Here is a 15600-nt window from a genome sequence, read left to right as displayed (position 1 = left end):
GCCACCTACGCCAGCAGGCTCCTCCCCGTCATGGCGGCAGGGGCTTCGAGGCCGATGAGCTCGAGCAGCGTGGGCGCGATGTCGCAGAGCGCGCCGAGCCGACCGTCGAGCGTGCGCCCCGTTTCCGCGAAGTCCACGAGCGCGAGCGGCACAGGCGCCGTGGTATGAGCCGTGAAGGGGCTGCCGTCCTGGCTGAGCATCTTATCGGCGTTGCCGTGGTCGGCCGTGATGAGCGCCGTGCCGCCCTTGCGCTCGAGAGCGGCCAGCACCTGGGACACGCCCGCATCCACCGCCTCGATGGCGGCCACGGCGGCCGGGATGACGCCCGTATGCCCCACCATGTCGGGGTTCGCGAAGTTCACGATGTACACGTCGGCCTCGTCCGCGTCGATGGCCGCGGCCAGCGTGGCAGCCACGTCAGGCTCGCTCATCTCAGGTTTCAGATCGTAGGTGGCAACCTTGGGGCTGGGGATGAGCGCGCGCTCCTCCCCTGCTTTCGGCTCCTCGCGCCCGCCGTTCAGGAAGAACGTCACGTGGGCGTACTTCTCGGTCTCGGCGATGTGGTACTGCGCAAGGCCCGCCTCGGCCAGCACGTCGGCCAGCACGTCGGCGGGGAACTCCTTGGGATAGGCCACCGGAGCGGGTATCTCGGGGTCGTACTCGGTCAGGCACACGAAGCTCACCTGCGGGCACGCGCCGCGCTCGAAACCCGCGAAGGCAGGGTCCACCAGCGCGCGCGTGATCTCGCGGGCGCGGTCGGGGCGGAAGTTGAAGAACACGACCGCGTCGCCGTCGCGCACGCCGCGCCCGGTCAGCGCCGTGGGCACGACGAACTCGTCGGTGACATCCGCGGCGTAGGAAGCGGCCATGACCTCGGCGGCCGTCGCGTCCGCGCGCGGCTCGGCGGCCACGACGGCGCGCCACGCCTGCTCGACGCGCTCCCACCGGTTGTCGCGGTCCATGGCGTAGTAGCGTCCCGAGATGCTGCCGATTTCGGCCGTGCAGCCCTCATCCGTCAGCTCGGCGAGCACGCCTTCCAGCTCGTCCAGATAGCCCGCGCCGCTTCTCGGCGGCACGTCGCGGCCGTCCATGAAGCAGTGCACCACGATATGCGATGCCCCGGCCGCCTTCGCAGCGCGCGCGAGCGCGTAGAGGTGCTCGTTGGAGGAATGGACGCCGCCGTCGGACACGAGCCCCATGAGGTGCAGCGCCGCCCCCGGCCGTGCGGCCGCCGCGAACGCCTCGTTCAGCACGGGGTTCGCCGCCAGCGAACCGTCGGCGCAGGCACGGTTGATGCGGGTGAGCTCCTGGAACACCACGCGCCCGGCGCCGATGTTGAGGTGTCCCACCTCGGAGTTGCCCATCTGCCCCGCGGGCAAGCCCACGGCCTCGCCCGATGCCTCGAGCTTGGTCCATGGACGGGTGGCGAACACCTCGTCGAGGCACGGCGTGCGCGCCTGAGAGATGGCGTTTCCCGGACCCGGCTCGGCCAGGCCGAAGCCGTCCATGATGATAAGGCATGCGGGAAGGGTAAGGTTTTCGGCTGATGCCGCACGGGATTCTTCGACTGCGCTCACTTCGCTCGCTCCGCTCGGTATGACGGGAGGCGGCGCGGAGTGCGCGCCGCCGGGACAACAGGTTCTCGGATCCGCCGTCCGAAGCGAAGCTTCGACGAAGAACCTCCGTTGACGAGAAGGCCCTTCGACCCGCTTCGCTCGCCCGGGACGGCGACAGGGCTACAGGCAGGCGTTGATCAGCTGCACGAAAGACGCCGCCTTCAGGCTGGCGCCGCCGATGAGGCCGCCGTCGATGTTCGGCTGGGCCATGAGGCCCTCGACGTTGCCCGGGTTCATGGAGCCGCCGTACAGCACGCGCATCTCCTCGGCGACCTCCGCGCCGTACAGGTCGGCGAGCGTCGCGCGGATGGCGGCGCAGACGGCCTCGGCCTGCTCGGGCGTGGCCGTGCGCCCCGTGCCGATGGCCCAGATGGGCTCGTAGGCCACCACGCAGCGCTGCGCGTCGGCGGCGTCCACGCCGGCGAACGCGGCGCGCACCTGGGCGCACACGAACTCCTCGGTGGTGCCCTCGTCGCGCACGGCCAGCGACTCGCCCACGCACACGATGGCGTACAGGCCCGCCTCGACGAGCGCCTTCACCTTGCGGTTCACGTCCTCGTTCGTCTCGCCGAACAGCTCGCGGCGCTCGGAGTGGCCAACGATGCTGCCCGCGCAGCCGATCTCCTTGATCATGGGCACCGAGATCTCTCCGGTGTAGGCGCCGGAGGGCTCCCAGTACACGTTCTGGGCGTTCACGGCCACCTTCGTCTTGTCGAAGTCGAGCACGGTCTTGGCCGGCTTGAGGTCGACGTAGGGCGGGCAGATGACGATGTCGACGTCCTCGCCCCAGGTCTCCTTGTCGTACTGGTTGGAGATCTCCTGCGTCAGCACCACGGCCTCGGCGATGGTGTTGTTCATCTTCCAGTTGCCTGCCATCATGGGTTTGCGCGCCATGCGAACTTCCTTTCCATCGAAACGCCCCGGACGGGAACCGTCTCCCGTTCGGGGCAATCGCCTGCTTGCTACTTCAACGCCTCGACGCCCGGGAGCGCCTCGCCCTGCACGAGCTCCATGGAGGCGCCGCCGCCGGTGGAGATGAACGTCATCTGCTCGGCCAGGTCGAACTTGTTCACGGCGGCCACGCTGTCGCCGCCGCCGATGATGGTGTCCGCATCCGCGTTGGCGGCCACGGCCTCGGCCACGGCCTTCGTGCCGGCCTCGAACGCCTTCATCTCGAACACGCCCATGGGGCCGTTCCAGAACACGGTCTTGGCCTGGGCCACCGCGTCGGCGTACAGCTTAGCCGTCTCGGGCCCGATGTCGAGGCCCATCATATCACCGGGAATCCCGTCGACCGAGACCGTGAGCGTTTCGGCATCTTCGGCGAAGCGGTCGGCGCACACGACGTCCACCGGCAGCAGCAGCTGCACGCCGCGTTCCTCCGCCTTCGCGATCATGGCCGCCGCGCGCTCCACCCAGTCCTCTTCCTTGAGCGAGGTGCCCACGGCCTTGCCCTGGGCCAAAAGGAACGTGAAGCACATGCCGCCGCCGATGATGAGCGTGTCGCACTTGTCCATGAGCGCGTCGATGACCTTGATCTTGTCCGACACCTTCGAGCCGCCGAGGATGGCGGCGAAGGGACGGCGCGGCTCCTCCAGCATGCCCGAGAGCGTGGCCACCTCGCGCTGCATGAGGTAGCCCGCGTACGCCGGCAAGAGCGCGGCGACGCCCGCCGTGGACGCATGGGCGCGGTGCGCGGTGCCGAACGCGTCGTTCACGTACGCCTCGCCGAGCGCGGCCAGCTCCTCGCAGAACGCGGGATCGTTCTTCTTCTCGCGCTTGTCGAAGCGCAGGTTCTCCACCACCAGCACGTCGCCGTCGCGCAGCGAGGCGGCTTTCGCGCGGGCGTCGTCGCCCACCGTGTCGGTGGCGAACACCACGGGCTTGCCCATAAGCTCGGAGAGCTTCTGGGCGGCGGGACGCAGCGTGAACGACTCCTCGAAGCCCTCGCCGGCCGGACGGCCGAGATGGCTCATGAGGATGACGCGCGCGCCTTGCGTGACGAGCTTCTGGATGGTGGGCAGCGCCGCGCGGATGCGCGTGTCGTCGGTGACGGCGCCGTCCTTCACCGGCACGTTGAAGTCGACGCGCACGAGCACGCGCTTGCCGCGCGCGTCCAGCTCGTCGATGGTTTTGATCTCGGCCATGGGGCCCTCCTGTCTAAACGAGAAACGAGCCTGCCAAGGCAGGCTCGTTTCGGGGAATGCTGTTAAAGAAGGATCTTCACCAAGTCCTTCACACGGTTCGAGTAGCCCCACTCGTTGTCGTACCAGGAGATGCACTTGACGAAGTTGCCCTCGCCGCCCAGCACCATGGTCAGCTTGCTGTCGAAGATGGAGGAGTGCGGGTTGTCCACGATGTCGATGGAGACGATCGGGTCCTCGGTGTACTCCAGGATGCCCTTGAGCGGGCCCTCGGCGGCGGCCTTCATCGCGGCGTTGATCTCATCGGCCGTGGCGTCCTTCTCAAGCTCCACGGTGAGGTCGACCATCGATCCGTCCGGCGTGGGAACGCGGGTGGCGAAGCCGTCCAGCTTGCCCTTGAGCTCGGGCAGCACCAACGACACCGCGCGGGCGGCGCCCGTGGTGGTGGGGATCATCGACATGGCGGCCGCGCGGGCGCGACGCAAGTCCTTATGGGGAAGGTCGAGGATCTTCTGGTCGTTCGTGTAGGAGTGGATCGTGTTCATGTAGCCGCGCTTGATGCCGAAGTTGTCCATGAGCACCTTCGCGAAGGGGGCCAGGCAGTTCGTCGTGCACGAGGCGTTCGAGATGATGTTGTGCTTCTCGGGATCGTACTGGTCGTCGTTCACGCCCATGACGATGGTGATGTCCTCGTTCTTGGCCGGCGCGGAGATGACGACCTTCTTGGCGCCCGCGTCAAGGTGCGCCTTGGCCTTCGTGCCGTCGGTGAAGAAGCCGGTGGACTCGACGACGACGTCGACGCCCAGCTCGCCCCAGGGGAGGTTGGCGGGCTCGCGCTCGGAGAGCACCTTGACCGCATGGCCGTCGGCCACGAAGCCGTCCTCGGTGACCTCGACCGTGTCGAAGGCGCGCCCGTGGATGGAATCGTACTTGAGCAGGTGGGCCATCGTCGGAATGTCGCCGAGGTCGTTCACTGCCACAACCTCGATCTCGGGATCGTTCACCATCGCGCGGAACGCCAGGCGGCCGATGCGACCGAATCCGTTAATGCCTACTTTGATTGCCATGCGTATCCCCTTTCAGATACTCGCACTAAGAATTGCAGGAACGCCCCGATCATAGCGGTAGCCGCCCAGATGCTGCAAGCCTTATCTGGCAGCCGTATAAAAAAAGCAACCGAACAGGCCATTCACAGAAGTTTCACACCGCTCGCCGAGGGGCTCCGCACCCGGTGCGCGCCGTACAGCAGCGCGCTTCTCCCAGCATCGGCCAGTTCGCCCGATCCGTCCGTGTCGCACAGCCGACGGCTGCGGTAAGGTGCCCGTAGACGCACGTCCGACCGAAGGAGCAGCATGGAAGCAGTACCGCAGGAAACCGTGGAGAAGCTGATGGGCAACGTGCCGGCGCAAAAGGAGCTCGAGGGCATCCGCATCCTCGCCTCTTCGCCGGGCAGCGTGCGCTACGAGATCGACGTGCCGGACAACGTGCTGAACTACCACGGCTGCATCCACGGCGGCTTCGTGTCCACCATGCTGGAAATCGCCGCCGGCATGGCGACGTACGCCTACGGCGAGAGCAACGTGGCCGTCTCCTGCGCGACGAACTTCGTCCGCGCCGTACGCCCGCAGCGCCTCACCGTGAGCGCCGACACCTCGCACAAGGGCCGCAGCACGTCGGTGGCGCACTGCGCCATCGTCGACGAGCGCGGCAGGCTCGTGGCCGAGTCCACATTCACGATGTTCTTCCTGGGGCCGCTCGAGAGCTAGCGCATCCTGCACCGAGCGTCTCCGTCTTCCGGCTGAAGCCTCCTAGCCTTGCGCCTCCTTCGCCATCTGCTCGATGCGGCGGACGCGGTGGTACACGGCGGATTTCGACAAGGGCGGGTTCGCGCGCTCGCCCAGCTCCTTGAGCGTGGCGTCGGGATAGGTCACGCGCAGCTTGATGAAGTCCTGCAGCGCCGGCGGCAGGTTCTCCATGCCGTGCGCCTCGAGCACCACGCGGATGGCGTACAGCTGGTCGACCGAGGCGTTCGCGGCCTTGGCCTGGTTCGCGATCTCGGCGTTCGTCATGCGATTCACGTCGTTGCGCACGCTCTTGATGACGCGCGCGTTCTCCATGGCGAGCGCGCTCTGGTGCGCGCCGGCGAACGCGAGGAACTCCAGGATGGCGCTGCCGCTTTTAAGGTACACCATGTAGGAGCTGCGTCGCTGCATGACGCGCGCGCGGATGCCTTTGCGGTCGAGCAGGTCGACCAGGCCTCCGGCCAGGTCCTCGCTCTCCACGGTGATCTCGAAGTGGAAGTCGCCGCGCGGGTCGGACACGAAGCCGCTGCCGAGGAACGCGCCGCGCAGGTAGGCCGCCGTGCAGCACTGCTTCTCCACGAGGTCGGGCTTGAGGCCAAGCTCCAAGCCTCCATCGGGCGAGAGAACCCCCATGTCGACGAGAGCCGGCGCGAGGCGGGGCTGCGAAGGAGCCTCGATGAGGTAGTTCGGGGTCTTGTGCAGCACGCTGCGGCGCACCGTGAGGTTCGTCTCGAGATGGTACAGCTCGTGCAGCAGCTTGATGATGAGGCGCGCCACGGACGGCACGTCGGTTGCTATCTCGATGCGGTACTTTCCCTGGCCGCTGAAGAACAGCGTTCCCTCGATGCGCACGAGCGCGGCCAGCGTCGCCTTCTCGCAGTGCGAGCACGTGGGAGGGACGCGAGCCAGCTCGTCCTTTACCTCCGCCGTGAACGACATAGCTTCAACACCCCCGCAAACGCATCGCGCAAGGCAGCAGGATCGTGCCAGGTTGGATGAATGGGATCGACGAGGTTGCGCGCAATGACCACCGGCCCCTGCGCCTGGATGGCCTGCACGTCCTGGTAGCATACGCGCACGGGGCGGATGCGTCCGGACAGCACGAGATCGTCGAGGTCGGCAGTGGAGGCGTGCTCCGAGTCGGCACCCGTCACAGCGGTGAACACGCCCGTGGCCGGGCTGTCGGGGCGCAGCGAGACCGGGGTATGCACCAGCACGTAATCCAGCAGCCCGCGCGTGCCGTGGTCCATGAGCGCCTCCACGTGCTCGCGCGCGGTGAGACCCCAGGTCTCCCCCTGCATGTCGGCAAGCGAGCACACGAACAGCGTGGAACCCTTCGACGCGCGGATCGCATCCACCACGCCGGGCACGAGCAGGTTCGGGATGATGGACGTGAACAGCGAGCCCGGGCCCAGAACGATGAGGTCGGCCTCGCGGATAGCCTCGAGCGCCGGCTGGTAGGGCACCACCTCGTGCGCGGCGCGCAGGCCCACCCGCTCGAGCGCCGTGCGCGAATGGCAGGCCACGGCCTGCCCCTCGAGGGAGCGGCCGTCGCGCGTGCGAGCCGTGAGCGTCACGCGATCGAGCGTGGAGGGATACACGTGCCCCCGCGCATCCAGCAGCCGCTCGCAGATGGAGATGGCCTCGGGAAACGACCCGGCCGCATCCTCGAGCGCAGACAGCATGAGGTTGCCCAGCGTGTGGTTGCGAGCGAACGAGAAGCGGTACTTGAACGCCTTGGTCAAAGGGTCGTTCGGGTCCGCAGCCATTGCGGCGATGCACTTGCGCACGTCGCCCGGCGGCGTGACGTCGGCTTCCTCGCGCAGGATGCCGGTGGAGCCGCCGTCGTCGGCCATGGCGACGACGGCGCTCGTATCCAGTCCCATGGACAGGAGCGTGCGTATGGACACGGGCGCGCCGGTGCCGCCGCCGATGACGACGACGCGCAAGCGCTCGTCGCGCGCGACGACGGGCTGCGATTCGCGCAGTGCGGCGAACGCCGCCGTAGCCGAGGGGTCGTGGGAGAACGGACGGGCAACCATGGTCGCTCCCCTACCGGCCTGCAGCGGCACCGGAGCGCGCCGAGGCGTCGGCGCCCTCGGCCAGCGACAGGTCGCGGTGCGCGATGCTCACGCGGTAGCCCTTCGCCTTGAGGTAGTCGGCCGTGGACTCGGCCAGCGCGACGCTGCGGTGCTGGCCGCCCGTGCATCCCACGGCGATGGCCAGCTGCTGTTTGCCCTCGGCCACGTAGCCGGGCATGACGCAATCCAGAAGCGCGCGCCACTTCTCCTGGAACTCTTCGGTCTCGGGGCGGTACAGCACGAAGTCGCTGACCGGCTTGTCGAGGCCCGTGAGGCTGCGCAGCTGCGGTTCGTAGTAGGGGTTCGGCAGGAAGCGCACGTCCATGACCAGGTCGGCGTCAAGCGGCGCTCCGTGCTTGAAGCCGAACGAGTACACGGTGACGGACAGGCCCGCGCGCTCCTCGCCCGGCGCGAACAGCGCGCGGATGGTCGAGCGCAGCTGCGGCGGCAGCATGGACGTGGTGTCGATGACGTGATGGGCGTTCTCCCGCACCTCGAACAGAAGGTCGCGCTCGCGCTCGATGCCCTGCGCGATGGACGCACCGTCGGCGCACAGCGGATGGCGGCGTCGGCTGGACTTGTAGCGCGCGACGAGCTTCTCGTCGGCGGCGTCCAAGAACAGGATGCGGTAGTCGATGCCCAGGCCCTTCAACTTCTTGAGCTCGCCGGCGAGGCTCGCGAAGAAGTCGCGGTTGCGCGCGTCGCACACCACGGCGAGGCGGCGCTTCTCGTCGGGCTGGCCGGGCATGCCGGTCAGCTCCAAAAGATTGCCGATCAGGCTGGACGGCAGGTTGTCCACGCAGAAGTAGCCGAGATCCTCGAACGAGTGCATGGCCTCGGTGCGCCCGGCGCCGCTCATGCCGGTGACGATGACCAGCTCGGGCATATGCTGCAGATCGACGGACTGGTCTGCCGTCTTGCCTGCGGTTTCTTCGCTCATAGCGCTATCCTTCCGTGTCCGTGCGCGCGCGTTCGCCCTGCACGGCGGCCTCGACCGCCGCGTCCACCGCGGCGGATTCGACCGCCGCCGGGCCCTCGCCTGCGGGCGGGCAGGCGGCCTCTCCGGCCTCGCCGCCCACCACGCGCTCGTCTTTCCGCTCCCTATTATACTGCTGCAGCACCCGGTACAGCTCCTCGGCCACCTCGACGGGGACGACGCGCGCCTCCTTGATCTCTTCGAGCGTGGCGCTCTTCAGGTTCTTGAACGACTTGAACGCCTTCAGCAGCGCCTTCTTGCGCACCGGCCCCATGCCCGTCACGTCGTCGAGGATGGAGGCCGTCATGCCCTTGCCGCGCAGCTCGCGGTGGAACGTGATGGCGAAGCGGTGCGCCTCGTCGCGGACCTGCTTCACGAGGTACAGCGACGCCGAGCCGCTGGGCAGCACCACCGGCCCCGTGTCCTGCCAGGGCACGAACAGCTCCTCGTCGCGCTTGGCCAGACCGCACATCGCGATGTCGTCGATGCCCATCCGCTCGAACATCTCGAGCGCCGCCGACAGCTGCGGCTTGCCGCCGTCGAGAATGATGAGGTCGGGCTTGCTGCCGAAGCGCTCGTCGGCCATGCGCTCGGGCGCGTAGCGGCGGCCCATCACCTCCTGCATGGACAGGAAGTCGTTCGCCTCGTCGAGCGGCGTCTTGATCTTGAAGCGGCGGTACTGGTTCTTGTCGGGCTTGCCGTTCGTGAACACCACCATCGAGGCCACCGTGTAGGAGCCGTGGATGGTGGAGATGTCGAAGCATTCGATGCGCATGGGCGGCTCGTCGAGGGCCAGCGCGCTCTCCAGCTGCAAAAGCGCGTTGTTGATGCGCTTGTCGTCGTAGTTCGTGCGCACCTTGTAGCGCATGAGCGTGTGCTTCGCGTTCGTCTCGGCCATGCCCACGAGCTCGGCCTTCTCGCCCTTCTGCGGCGCGGTGATGCGAACCTTCGCCCCGTAGGCGCTGGCCAGCTTTTCGGTGAGCCATGCCTCCATGGCGGCCTTGTCCTCGGGCTCGTCGCGCAGGATGACCTCGTGCGGGATGGACGTGGTGGCGTCGTAGTAGCGCAGCAGGAACATGTGCAGGAGGTCGTCGTCGGGCACGTCCTTGCCGCGGTCGAGCACGAACTCGTTGGAGTTGATGATGCGGCCTTCGCGCACCATGAACACGTGCACGCCGGCCACCGTCTCCTCGCGGAACAGGCCCACGACGTCGGCGTCGAGGTTGCGCGTTGACACCGCATGCTGCTTGTCAGTGAGGCTGTTGATGGTGTCGATGCGCGCCTTGATGCGCGCGGCGCGCTCGAAGTCCAGCTCGGCCGCCGCCTCCTGCATCTCGGCCTGCAGCTCGTCGACGAACTCGCGGTGCTGGCCCGACAGGAAGCGCTCGATGCGCTTGACGTGGACGCGGTACTCCTCGGGCGTGATGCCGCCGCAGCAGGCGCCGGGGCCCAGGCCCACGTGCGCGTCGAAGCACGGGCGGGCGTCGTGCGACATGAGAGCGAGCGGGTCCTTCTCCAAACGGCGCTTGAGCTGGCGCCAATCGGCGCACGACGTGGCGCACAGGGGCACGACGCGCCGGGCGATGTCCACCATGTCGCGGGCGGCGCGACTGTCGGTGTAGGGACCGAAGTACTTGGTGTCCGCGCGGTGCTTCTCGCGCGTGTACTTAATGGCAGGGAACACGTCGCCCTTCGTGAGCGCGATGAACGGGTAGGACTTGTCGTCCTTGAAGTCGGCGTTGAAGAACGGCGCGTGCTGGTTGATGAGGTTCTTCTCCAGCACGAGCGACTCGTGCTCGTTCTCCACCACGATGTAGTCGAAGCTGTCGATCTGGTCGACCAGCAAAGGGATCTTCGCGCGCTCGTCCTGGAAGTTCACGTACTGGCGCATGCGGGCTCGCAGCTGCTTGGCCTTGCCCACGTAGATGACCTGGCCTGATTTGTCCTTCCAAAGGTACACTCCCGGCAGCGTGGGCACGCTGTTCAGCTCTTCCTTGATGCGCTCGAGCTTGGCGCGCTGGCCGGTTTCGGCGCGCGCGGCGTCGGCGTCGTGCTCGCGCGCAGCGCGTTCGAGCGATGGCCGGCGGCGGCCCTCGCGTTCGAGGCGCTCGTCGTCGCGCAGCTCCCCCGCGTGGAGCGAGGCGTCGCCCGTCAGGCGCTCGACGCCGCCCGCATCGGGCATGCCGAGCACGGCGTCCGATGCAGCCGCCCCGTCGCCGGGCGCGGAAGCATCGTCGGATGCGGAAGCGTCAGCGGGCGCAGGAGCCCCGTCGAATGCGAGAAGCCCTTCGTCGAGCGGGCGCTTGCTTTGAGTGGTTTCGTTGAGATCGTCCATGCGGCCAGTATAGCAAACCGCACAAGCGTTCCCCTGAGCGCACGTTCGCTCCACGCGGTTTGCAGAAGAGAGACGGATCGCGGAAGGCGTTTCGCCGAGCGCACCGCCGACGAATCCGGTCGGGAACGGCACGGCATTCCCCTATCGGCAATCCGATGCGGCAACATGCCACGCACACGAATGGATGCTTCACATGACACATCCTCGGCAGTGCTACTACTTCACGGCGACGTAGCGGGCGTAGACGGCTACGCGGTCGGGAGCGTCGAATGGGAAGATCGGCTGCGACACGTACACGTGCGCTGCGGGCCATGCGGAAGGAGCGCCTTTGTCCACCGTGCGCGGAAAGCCGGGGTCCGGACCGTACGAAGACGTGGCGCACAGCACGTACCAGAGCGGCTCTTCCGTGCCCTCGTCGCACACGGAAACGCAGAACCCGATGCCCTCCCCCGTGTCCCCGTCCAAACGGTACGAGTCGTCATAATCGACCGCAAGCGACGAAAAGAGCGACGTCGGCAGCATGACGTCGTAGTACGGCGTGTCGACCGTGGTGTACAGAGGCTCCTGCGACGACTCCGCCGCGCACCCGGCGAGCAGCACCGAGACCGTCGCCAGAGCAAACCCGATCATGGCGATCCGCCGCATGCCTCCTCCTTTCGCCACCGACAGTATACCATGCGAACGAATGTTCCGACTCCTTGTTTAACGCACAATCCTCGATCATGCAGTGCGCCTCTCCCTCCGGCCGGGGACGTCGGACCGCGGCGGCGTCCGGGGGAGTTTGCCCGGATCGCACGGGAGCGAAGGCTGCGGAAGCGGGAAACAGGGCCGCCCGTGCAAGTTTTTCGACTTCGTGGCAAAGGACGTCGTTCGCGACCGGGGGTTTAGCCTCGGCGCCTCTCGATGCCCGGTCGCTCCTTCCCGATGTAGACGCAAAACGCCCGGTGAATAAGCCGGTCCTCGGAAGCTGCTTGCCACGAAGTCGAAAAACTTGCAGAACCGGCCCGAAAACCAGCGCTGGCGGAGCGCTCGCAGCCGAGCGGGGCGTGGACAGCCGGCGCGGACAGCCCGCGGCAGGCGCCACCCTTCCCCGCAGTACCTCGCCCGCACCCCGCCCGGACTATGAGCGAACGAATGTTTCACGTGAAACATCTTGCAGAAGAGCGAATGGCTGCAGCGAAACGGATGTTGGCTCCAGGCGTACGATGCGGACCGCCGAGCAGGATTCGGGGCTCGGGTGCAGAAGCAGACCCTCGAGGAGGCAGCGCAGGACGCGAACCGCGTATGTCGCGAGCGCTTGGACGCCGAGCGCGAAGGAGCTCGGAGCGGAAGAGGTTCGTCAGGCTTGCTCGAGCTTGGCTTTGAACGAGATGGTGCGCGGCGTGTCCAGATCGTCGAACGCCACCTCGTAGGCGCGCTTCTGGGAATCGACCGCCAGCACGCGCCCGGAGCCGAACGCCGCATGCGTCACGCGGTCGCCCACCGCGAAGCGCGCGTCGCGGACGAGGTCGGCGATCCACCGGTCGGCGAGCGCGTAGGCTGCGCGCGCGTCGTCGAGCTCGCGCTCGGCGGGCTTGTTCGAGAACTCGAGCGCCGCCGGGTCGATGTCCAGCAGGAAGCGCGAGGGATAGCGCGGCGCGCCCTCGTGGCCGCGCCCTTCCGCCTCGGTGAGGTACAGCCCGTCGCGCGCACGCGTCATGGCCACGAACGCCAGCCGCCGCTCCTCCTCCATGCCTTGCGGCGTGTCGGTCTTGCGCGACGGGAGCACGCCCTCGGTCATCGAGCAGAGGAACACGTGCGCGAACTCGAGGCCCTTGGCCGCATGGACGGTCATGAGCCGCACCTTGTCCTGCGCGTCGTCCATCGCGTCGGCGTTCGTGAGCAGGGCCGTGTGCGCCAGGTAGTGCTCAAGCGTCACTTCCTCCCCGCACGTCGTCTCGAACTCGTATACGGATTGTTTTAGCTCGGCCAGGTTGTCGAGCCGCTCCTGGCTGCCCTCGGTGCGCAGCGCGCGCTCGTAGCCGCTTTCCGACAGCACGGCCGCCAGAACCTCGGACACCGGCCGGCCCTCGTACGACGAGCGGAAGCGGTCGACCAGCTGCAGCAGCTGGCGCGCCTTCGTGCGCTTGAACAGATCGTCGTCCACGAAGCGCTCGAGCGCCTCGAACAGGCTGCATCCCAGCTCGTCGGCCTTCTCGCGCAGAAACGCCATGCGCCGGGCACCCAGGTTGCGCTTGGGCGCATTCGCCACGCGCGCGAAGTCGAGGTCGTCCTGGTAGGCGACGAGGCGCAGGTACGACAGCGCGTCCTTGATCTCGCGGCGGCCGAAGAACGGCACGCCGCTGTACACCGCATGCGGTACCTCCGCGCGCAAAAGCGCCTCTTCCACGGGCCGCGACGCGTAATGGGCGCGGTAGAGCACCGCCATGTCGCGGTACGCCACGCCCTCGCCGTGCAGCGCAAGGGCGCCCTGGGCGATCCACGCGGCCTCGCCGTCCGGGCTCTTGGCATGGCGCCACACCGTGGGGCCGTGAACCGAGCGCATGGCCGCCAGCCGCTTCGGCACGCGCTCGCGGTTCTTCTCGATCAGCGAGTTCGCGACGGCCACCACGCGCGGCGCCGACCGGTAGTTTTCCAACATCATGACGGTGCGCGTGCCGGGGAACCGCTTGTCGAAGTCCAGCAGGTAGCGCACGTCAGCCCCGCGCCAGGTGTAGATGGTCTGGTCGGGGTCGCCCACCACGAACAGGTTCTTGTGGTAGCCGGCCAGCACCTCCATGAGCTCGTGCTGCAGGCCGTCGATGTCCTGGAACTCGTCCACCATGATGTACTCGAGCCGCTTCTGCCATTTGAGCCGGATGTCGGGGTTCTGCTCGAACAGGTACAGCACGAACACGATGAGATCGTTGTAGTCCAGCCCGAAGCACTTCTTCTCCTGGTAGAGGTAGCCGTAGAAGATGATGCCGCGCGCGTCCGTCGCGTCGAGGTACTTCTGCCTCAGGCCTTCGAGCGGCATGGCCAGCATGTCGCGGTAGTATCCCGGGCGCTCTTTCAGTTTCATGATCTCGATCATGTCGCGCGCCTTCGAGAACGTCATGTCCCGCAGGGTGAGCCCGCGCTCCTCGTAGATAACCTGCAGCATGGCATCGATGTCGGCGTTGTCCAGCACGAGAAAGCTCTTCGGGTACTGCAGCGCATGGCCGTCCTCCTGCAGCACCGACACGCAGAAGCCGTGGAACGTGTTGATGTAGCCGGTGTCGTTGTCGCCCGTAAGACGCCGGATGCGGCGGCGCATCTCGCCTGCCGCCTTGTTCGTGAACGTGGCGCACAGGACGTTGCCGGGCATGATGCCCAGCTCGTTCACCAGGTAGGCGAAGCGGTGCGCGAGCGCCAGCGTCTTGCCCGTGCCGGCCCCGGCGATCACGCGCACGTACCCCTCGGTAGCCGTGACGGCCTCGCGCTGCGCCGCGTTCAAGCGCGGCGCATCGTCCCCGAGAAGGCCGTGTCGGTTTTCCGCTTGCATGTCGATCATTTGTTCCATAGGGTTCAGTATACCAGAAAACGCACAGATGTTCCCGAACAAATGTTTCGCGCGAAGCATTCGGCGCACGAAAAAACCGCCGCTCCCTACATGAATTGATGGAACGCCTCGATCAGCACGGGGACCAGCGCGGAGCAGATGACGCCGTTCAGCACCGAGAGCACGACGGTCTCGCCGTTCGTGCAGCGGATGAGCATGGGCAGCGTGGTGTCCTCGCTTGTGGCGCCGGCCGGCGCGATGCACGTGGGATAGTTGAGATGCTTGGCGATCCAGGGGATGCTGAAGAACGACACGAGCTCGCGCAGCAGGTTCGCCAGGAACGTGATGCTGCCTACCTGCGCTCCGGCGATGTCGGTCATCATGACGCCCGCCAGGCTGTACCATCCCAGGCCCGACGCCACGGCGGCGCCCGTGGGCAGCGACATGCCCGCGAGCGGCGCGCAGACGAGCCCGCCGAGCACGGATCCGGCCACTATGCCGGCCGGGATGATGAGCACGCGCACATGGTACTGGCGCAGCTTGCCCAAGAGGCCGCGGCTGCCGCCCACGCTGATGCCCACGAAGAACATGAGCGCGTAGAGGACGGCTTCCGAATGATCGGCCACAAGGTCGACCGGCGCGAGCGAGACGCCCGAGAGGCCGTACGCCGCTCCCAGCGAGAGAGCTCCCACCGCCACGCCGATCATGACGGCCTCGCCGCGCGCATCCGCGCCGCCCTCGGCATCGTCCTGCGCCGCAGACACATGCCGGCCCGCCGGACGCCGGGCGATGTCGGACATGAACAGGTTCGTCAGCGCGTACACGGCGATCGTCGAGAACGCCACCGGCACGAGGCAGAACAGGATGCTGGCCCATCCCACCTGGCCCAGCTCCTCCAGAAACGAATCGCGTCCGGCGAGCAGCACCCCCATCGAGAAAATGAGCAGTCCAGTGGCCGCGAGCGTCAGCTTCTCGTTCAGCCCTTTGAGCCGTGCAGGAAACACCGTCGCCCCTACGAGCACGCCCGCCGCCATGACCGCCAGTATCTCCACGACTCCCCTTTCCATCGATCAGCGTGGGGGCGCGTACGATCGGCGCGACGCCTCCCCTGCACGCTGCGGAAAGC

At 67.3% G+C, this 15600-nt stretch carries 12 protein-coding genes; 1 reads left to right on the top strand and 11 read right to left on the bottom strand.

What is annotated here, in order from left to right; all coding sequences use genetic code 11:
• Window positions 1-5: 5 nt before the first annotated feature.
• The 4 genes from gpmI to gap all read right to left on the bottom strand — a co-directional run bounded on the left by gpmI (window position 6) and on the right by gap (window position 4827).
• A complete protein-coding gene (gene gpmI, locus GT613_RS10480) occupies window positions 6-1577 on the bottom strand; it encodes a 2,3-bisphosphoglycerate-independent phosphoglycerate mutase (RefSeq protein WP_009608658.1) in 1572 nt (523 codons plus the stop codon).
• Between the two features lie 159 nt (window positions 1578-1736).
• Entirely contained in the window at window positions 1737-2510 is a 774-nt protein-coding gene (tpiA, locus tag GT613_RS10475; protein WP_009307176.1) for a triose-phosphate isomerase, read from the bottom strand.
• Window positions 2511-2578: 68 nt separating this feature from the next.
• On the bottom strand, window positions 2579-3763 hold the full coding sequence (gene pgk, locus GT613_RS10470; protein WP_009307177.1) for a phosphoglycerate kinase: 1185 nt from the start codon (window positions 3761-3763) through the stop codon (window positions 2579-2581).
• Between the two features lie 62 nt (window positions 3764-3825).
• Window positions 3826-4827, bottom strand: coding sequence for a type I glyceraldehyde-3-phosphate dehydrogenase (gene gap, locus GT613_RS10465; RefSeq protein WP_009307178.1), 1002 nt, complete (start codon window positions 4825-4827; stop codon window positions 3826-3828).
• Window positions 4828-5112: 285 nt separating this feature from the next.
• Here gap and GT613_RS10460 point away from each other — a divergent pair, with 285 nt between their 5' ends.
• Window positions 5113-5526: a PaaI family thioesterase gene (locus tag GT613_RS10460; protein ID WP_009307179.1), complete on the top strand. Its 414-nt coding sequence runs from the start codon at window positions 5113-5115 to the stop codon at window positions 5524-5526.
• A 42-nt stretch (window positions 5527-5568) separates the two neighbouring features.
• On the opposite strand, the gene whiA is transcribed toward GT613_RS10460, so the two are convergent.
• The 7 genes from whiA to GT613_RS10425 form a co-directional block, all read right to left on the bottom strand.
• A complete protein-coding gene (gene whiA, locus GT613_RS10455) occupies window positions 5569-6501 on the bottom strand; it encodes a DNA-binding protein WhiA (RefSeq protein ID WP_009307180.1) in 933 nt (310 codons plus the stop codon).
• Window positions 6480-7604, bottom strand: coding sequence for a gluconeogenesis factor YvcK family protein (gene yvcK, locus GT613_RS10450; protein WP_009307181.1), 1125 nt, complete (start codon window positions 7602-7604; stop codon window positions 6480-6482). The genes whiA and yvcK overlap by 22 nt, the downstream gene beginning before the upstream one ends.
• Before the next feature lie 10 nt (window positions 7605-7614).
• A complete protein-coding gene (gene rapZ / locus GT613_RS10445) occupies window positions 7615-8583 on the bottom strand; it encodes an RNase adapter RapZ (protein ID WP_009307182.1) in 969 nt (322 codons plus the stop codon).
• Between the two features lie 4 nt (window positions 8584-8587).
• A complete protein-coding gene (gene uvrC / locus GT613_RS10440; RefSeq protein WP_009608666.1) occupies window positions 8588-10954 on the bottom strand; it encodes an excinuclease ABC subunit UvrC in 2367 nt (788 codons plus the stop codon).
• 216 nt (window positions 10955-11170) lie between these two features.
• A complete protein-coding gene (locus tag GT613_RS10435; protein WP_009307184.1) occupies window positions 11171-11599 on the bottom strand; it encodes a hypothetical protein in 429 nt (142 codons plus the stop codon).
• A 694-nt stretch (window positions 11600-12293) separates the two neighbouring features.
• Window positions 12294-14495: an ATP-dependent helicase gene (locus GT613_RS10430; RefSeq protein WP_181870087.1), complete on the bottom strand. Its 2202-nt coding sequence runs from the start codon at window positions 14493-14495 to the stop codon at window positions 12294-12296.
• A gap of 86 nt (window positions 14496-14581) precedes the next feature.
• A complete protein-coding gene (locus GT613_RS10425) occupies window positions 14582-15526 on the bottom strand; it encodes a lysine exporter LysO family protein (RefSeq protein WP_009307186.1) in 945 nt (314 codons plus the stop codon).
• Window positions 15527-15600: the final 74 nt, after the last annotated feature.

It is taken from the genome of Eggerthella sp. BIOML-A4, from assembly GCF_009875575.1.
GTDB lineage: Bacteria > Actinomycetota > Coriobacteriia > Coriobacteriales > Eggerthellaceae > Eggerthella > Eggerthella lenta.
Note: the sequence above shows the minus strand (reverse complement) of the source record. Positions and strands in the feature narration are given on the sequence as shown.

Excerpts from the sequence above, each read along its gene's own strand:
- tpiA (WP_009307176.1), bottom strand. The coding sequence starts at position 2,510 with ATGGCGCGCAAACCCATGATGGCAGGCAACTGGAAGATGAACAACACC.
- pgk (WP_009307177.1), bottom strand. The coding sequence starts at position 3,763 with ATGGCCGAGATCAAAACCATCGACGAGCTGGACGCGCGCGGCAAGCGC.
- gap (WP_009307178.1), bottom strand. The coding sequence starts at position 4,827 with ATGGCAATCAAAGTAGGCATTAACGGATTCGGTCGCATCGGCCGCCTG.
- GT613_RS10460 (WP_009307179.1), top strand. The coding sequence starts at position 5,113 with ATGGAAGCAGTACCGCAGGAAACCGTGGAGAAGCTGATGGGCAACGTG.
- whiA (WP_009307180.1), bottom strand. The coding sequence starts at position 6,501 with ATGTCGTTCACGGCGGAGGTAAAGGACGAGCTGGCTCGCGTCCCTCCC.
- yvcK (WP_009307181.1), bottom strand. The coding sequence starts at position 7,604 with ATGGTTGCCCGTCCGTTCTCCCACGACCCCTCGGCTACGGCGGCGTTC.
- rapZ (WP_009307182.1), bottom strand. The coding sequence starts at position 8,583 with ATGAGCGAAGAAACCGCAGGCAAGACGGCAGACCAGTCCGTCGATCTG.
- uvrC (WP_009608666.1), bottom strand. The coding sequence starts at position 10,954 with ATGGACGATCTCAACGAAACCACTCAAAGCAAGCGCCCGCTCGACGAA.
- GT613_RS10435 (WP_009307184.1), bottom strand. The coding sequence starts at position 11,599 with ATGCGGCGGATCGCCATGATCGGGTTTGCTCTGGCGACGGTCTCGGTG.
- GT613_RS10430 (WP_181870087.1), bottom strand. The coding sequence starts at position 14,495 with ATGGAACAAATGATCGACATGCAAGCGGAAAACCGACACGGCCTTCTC.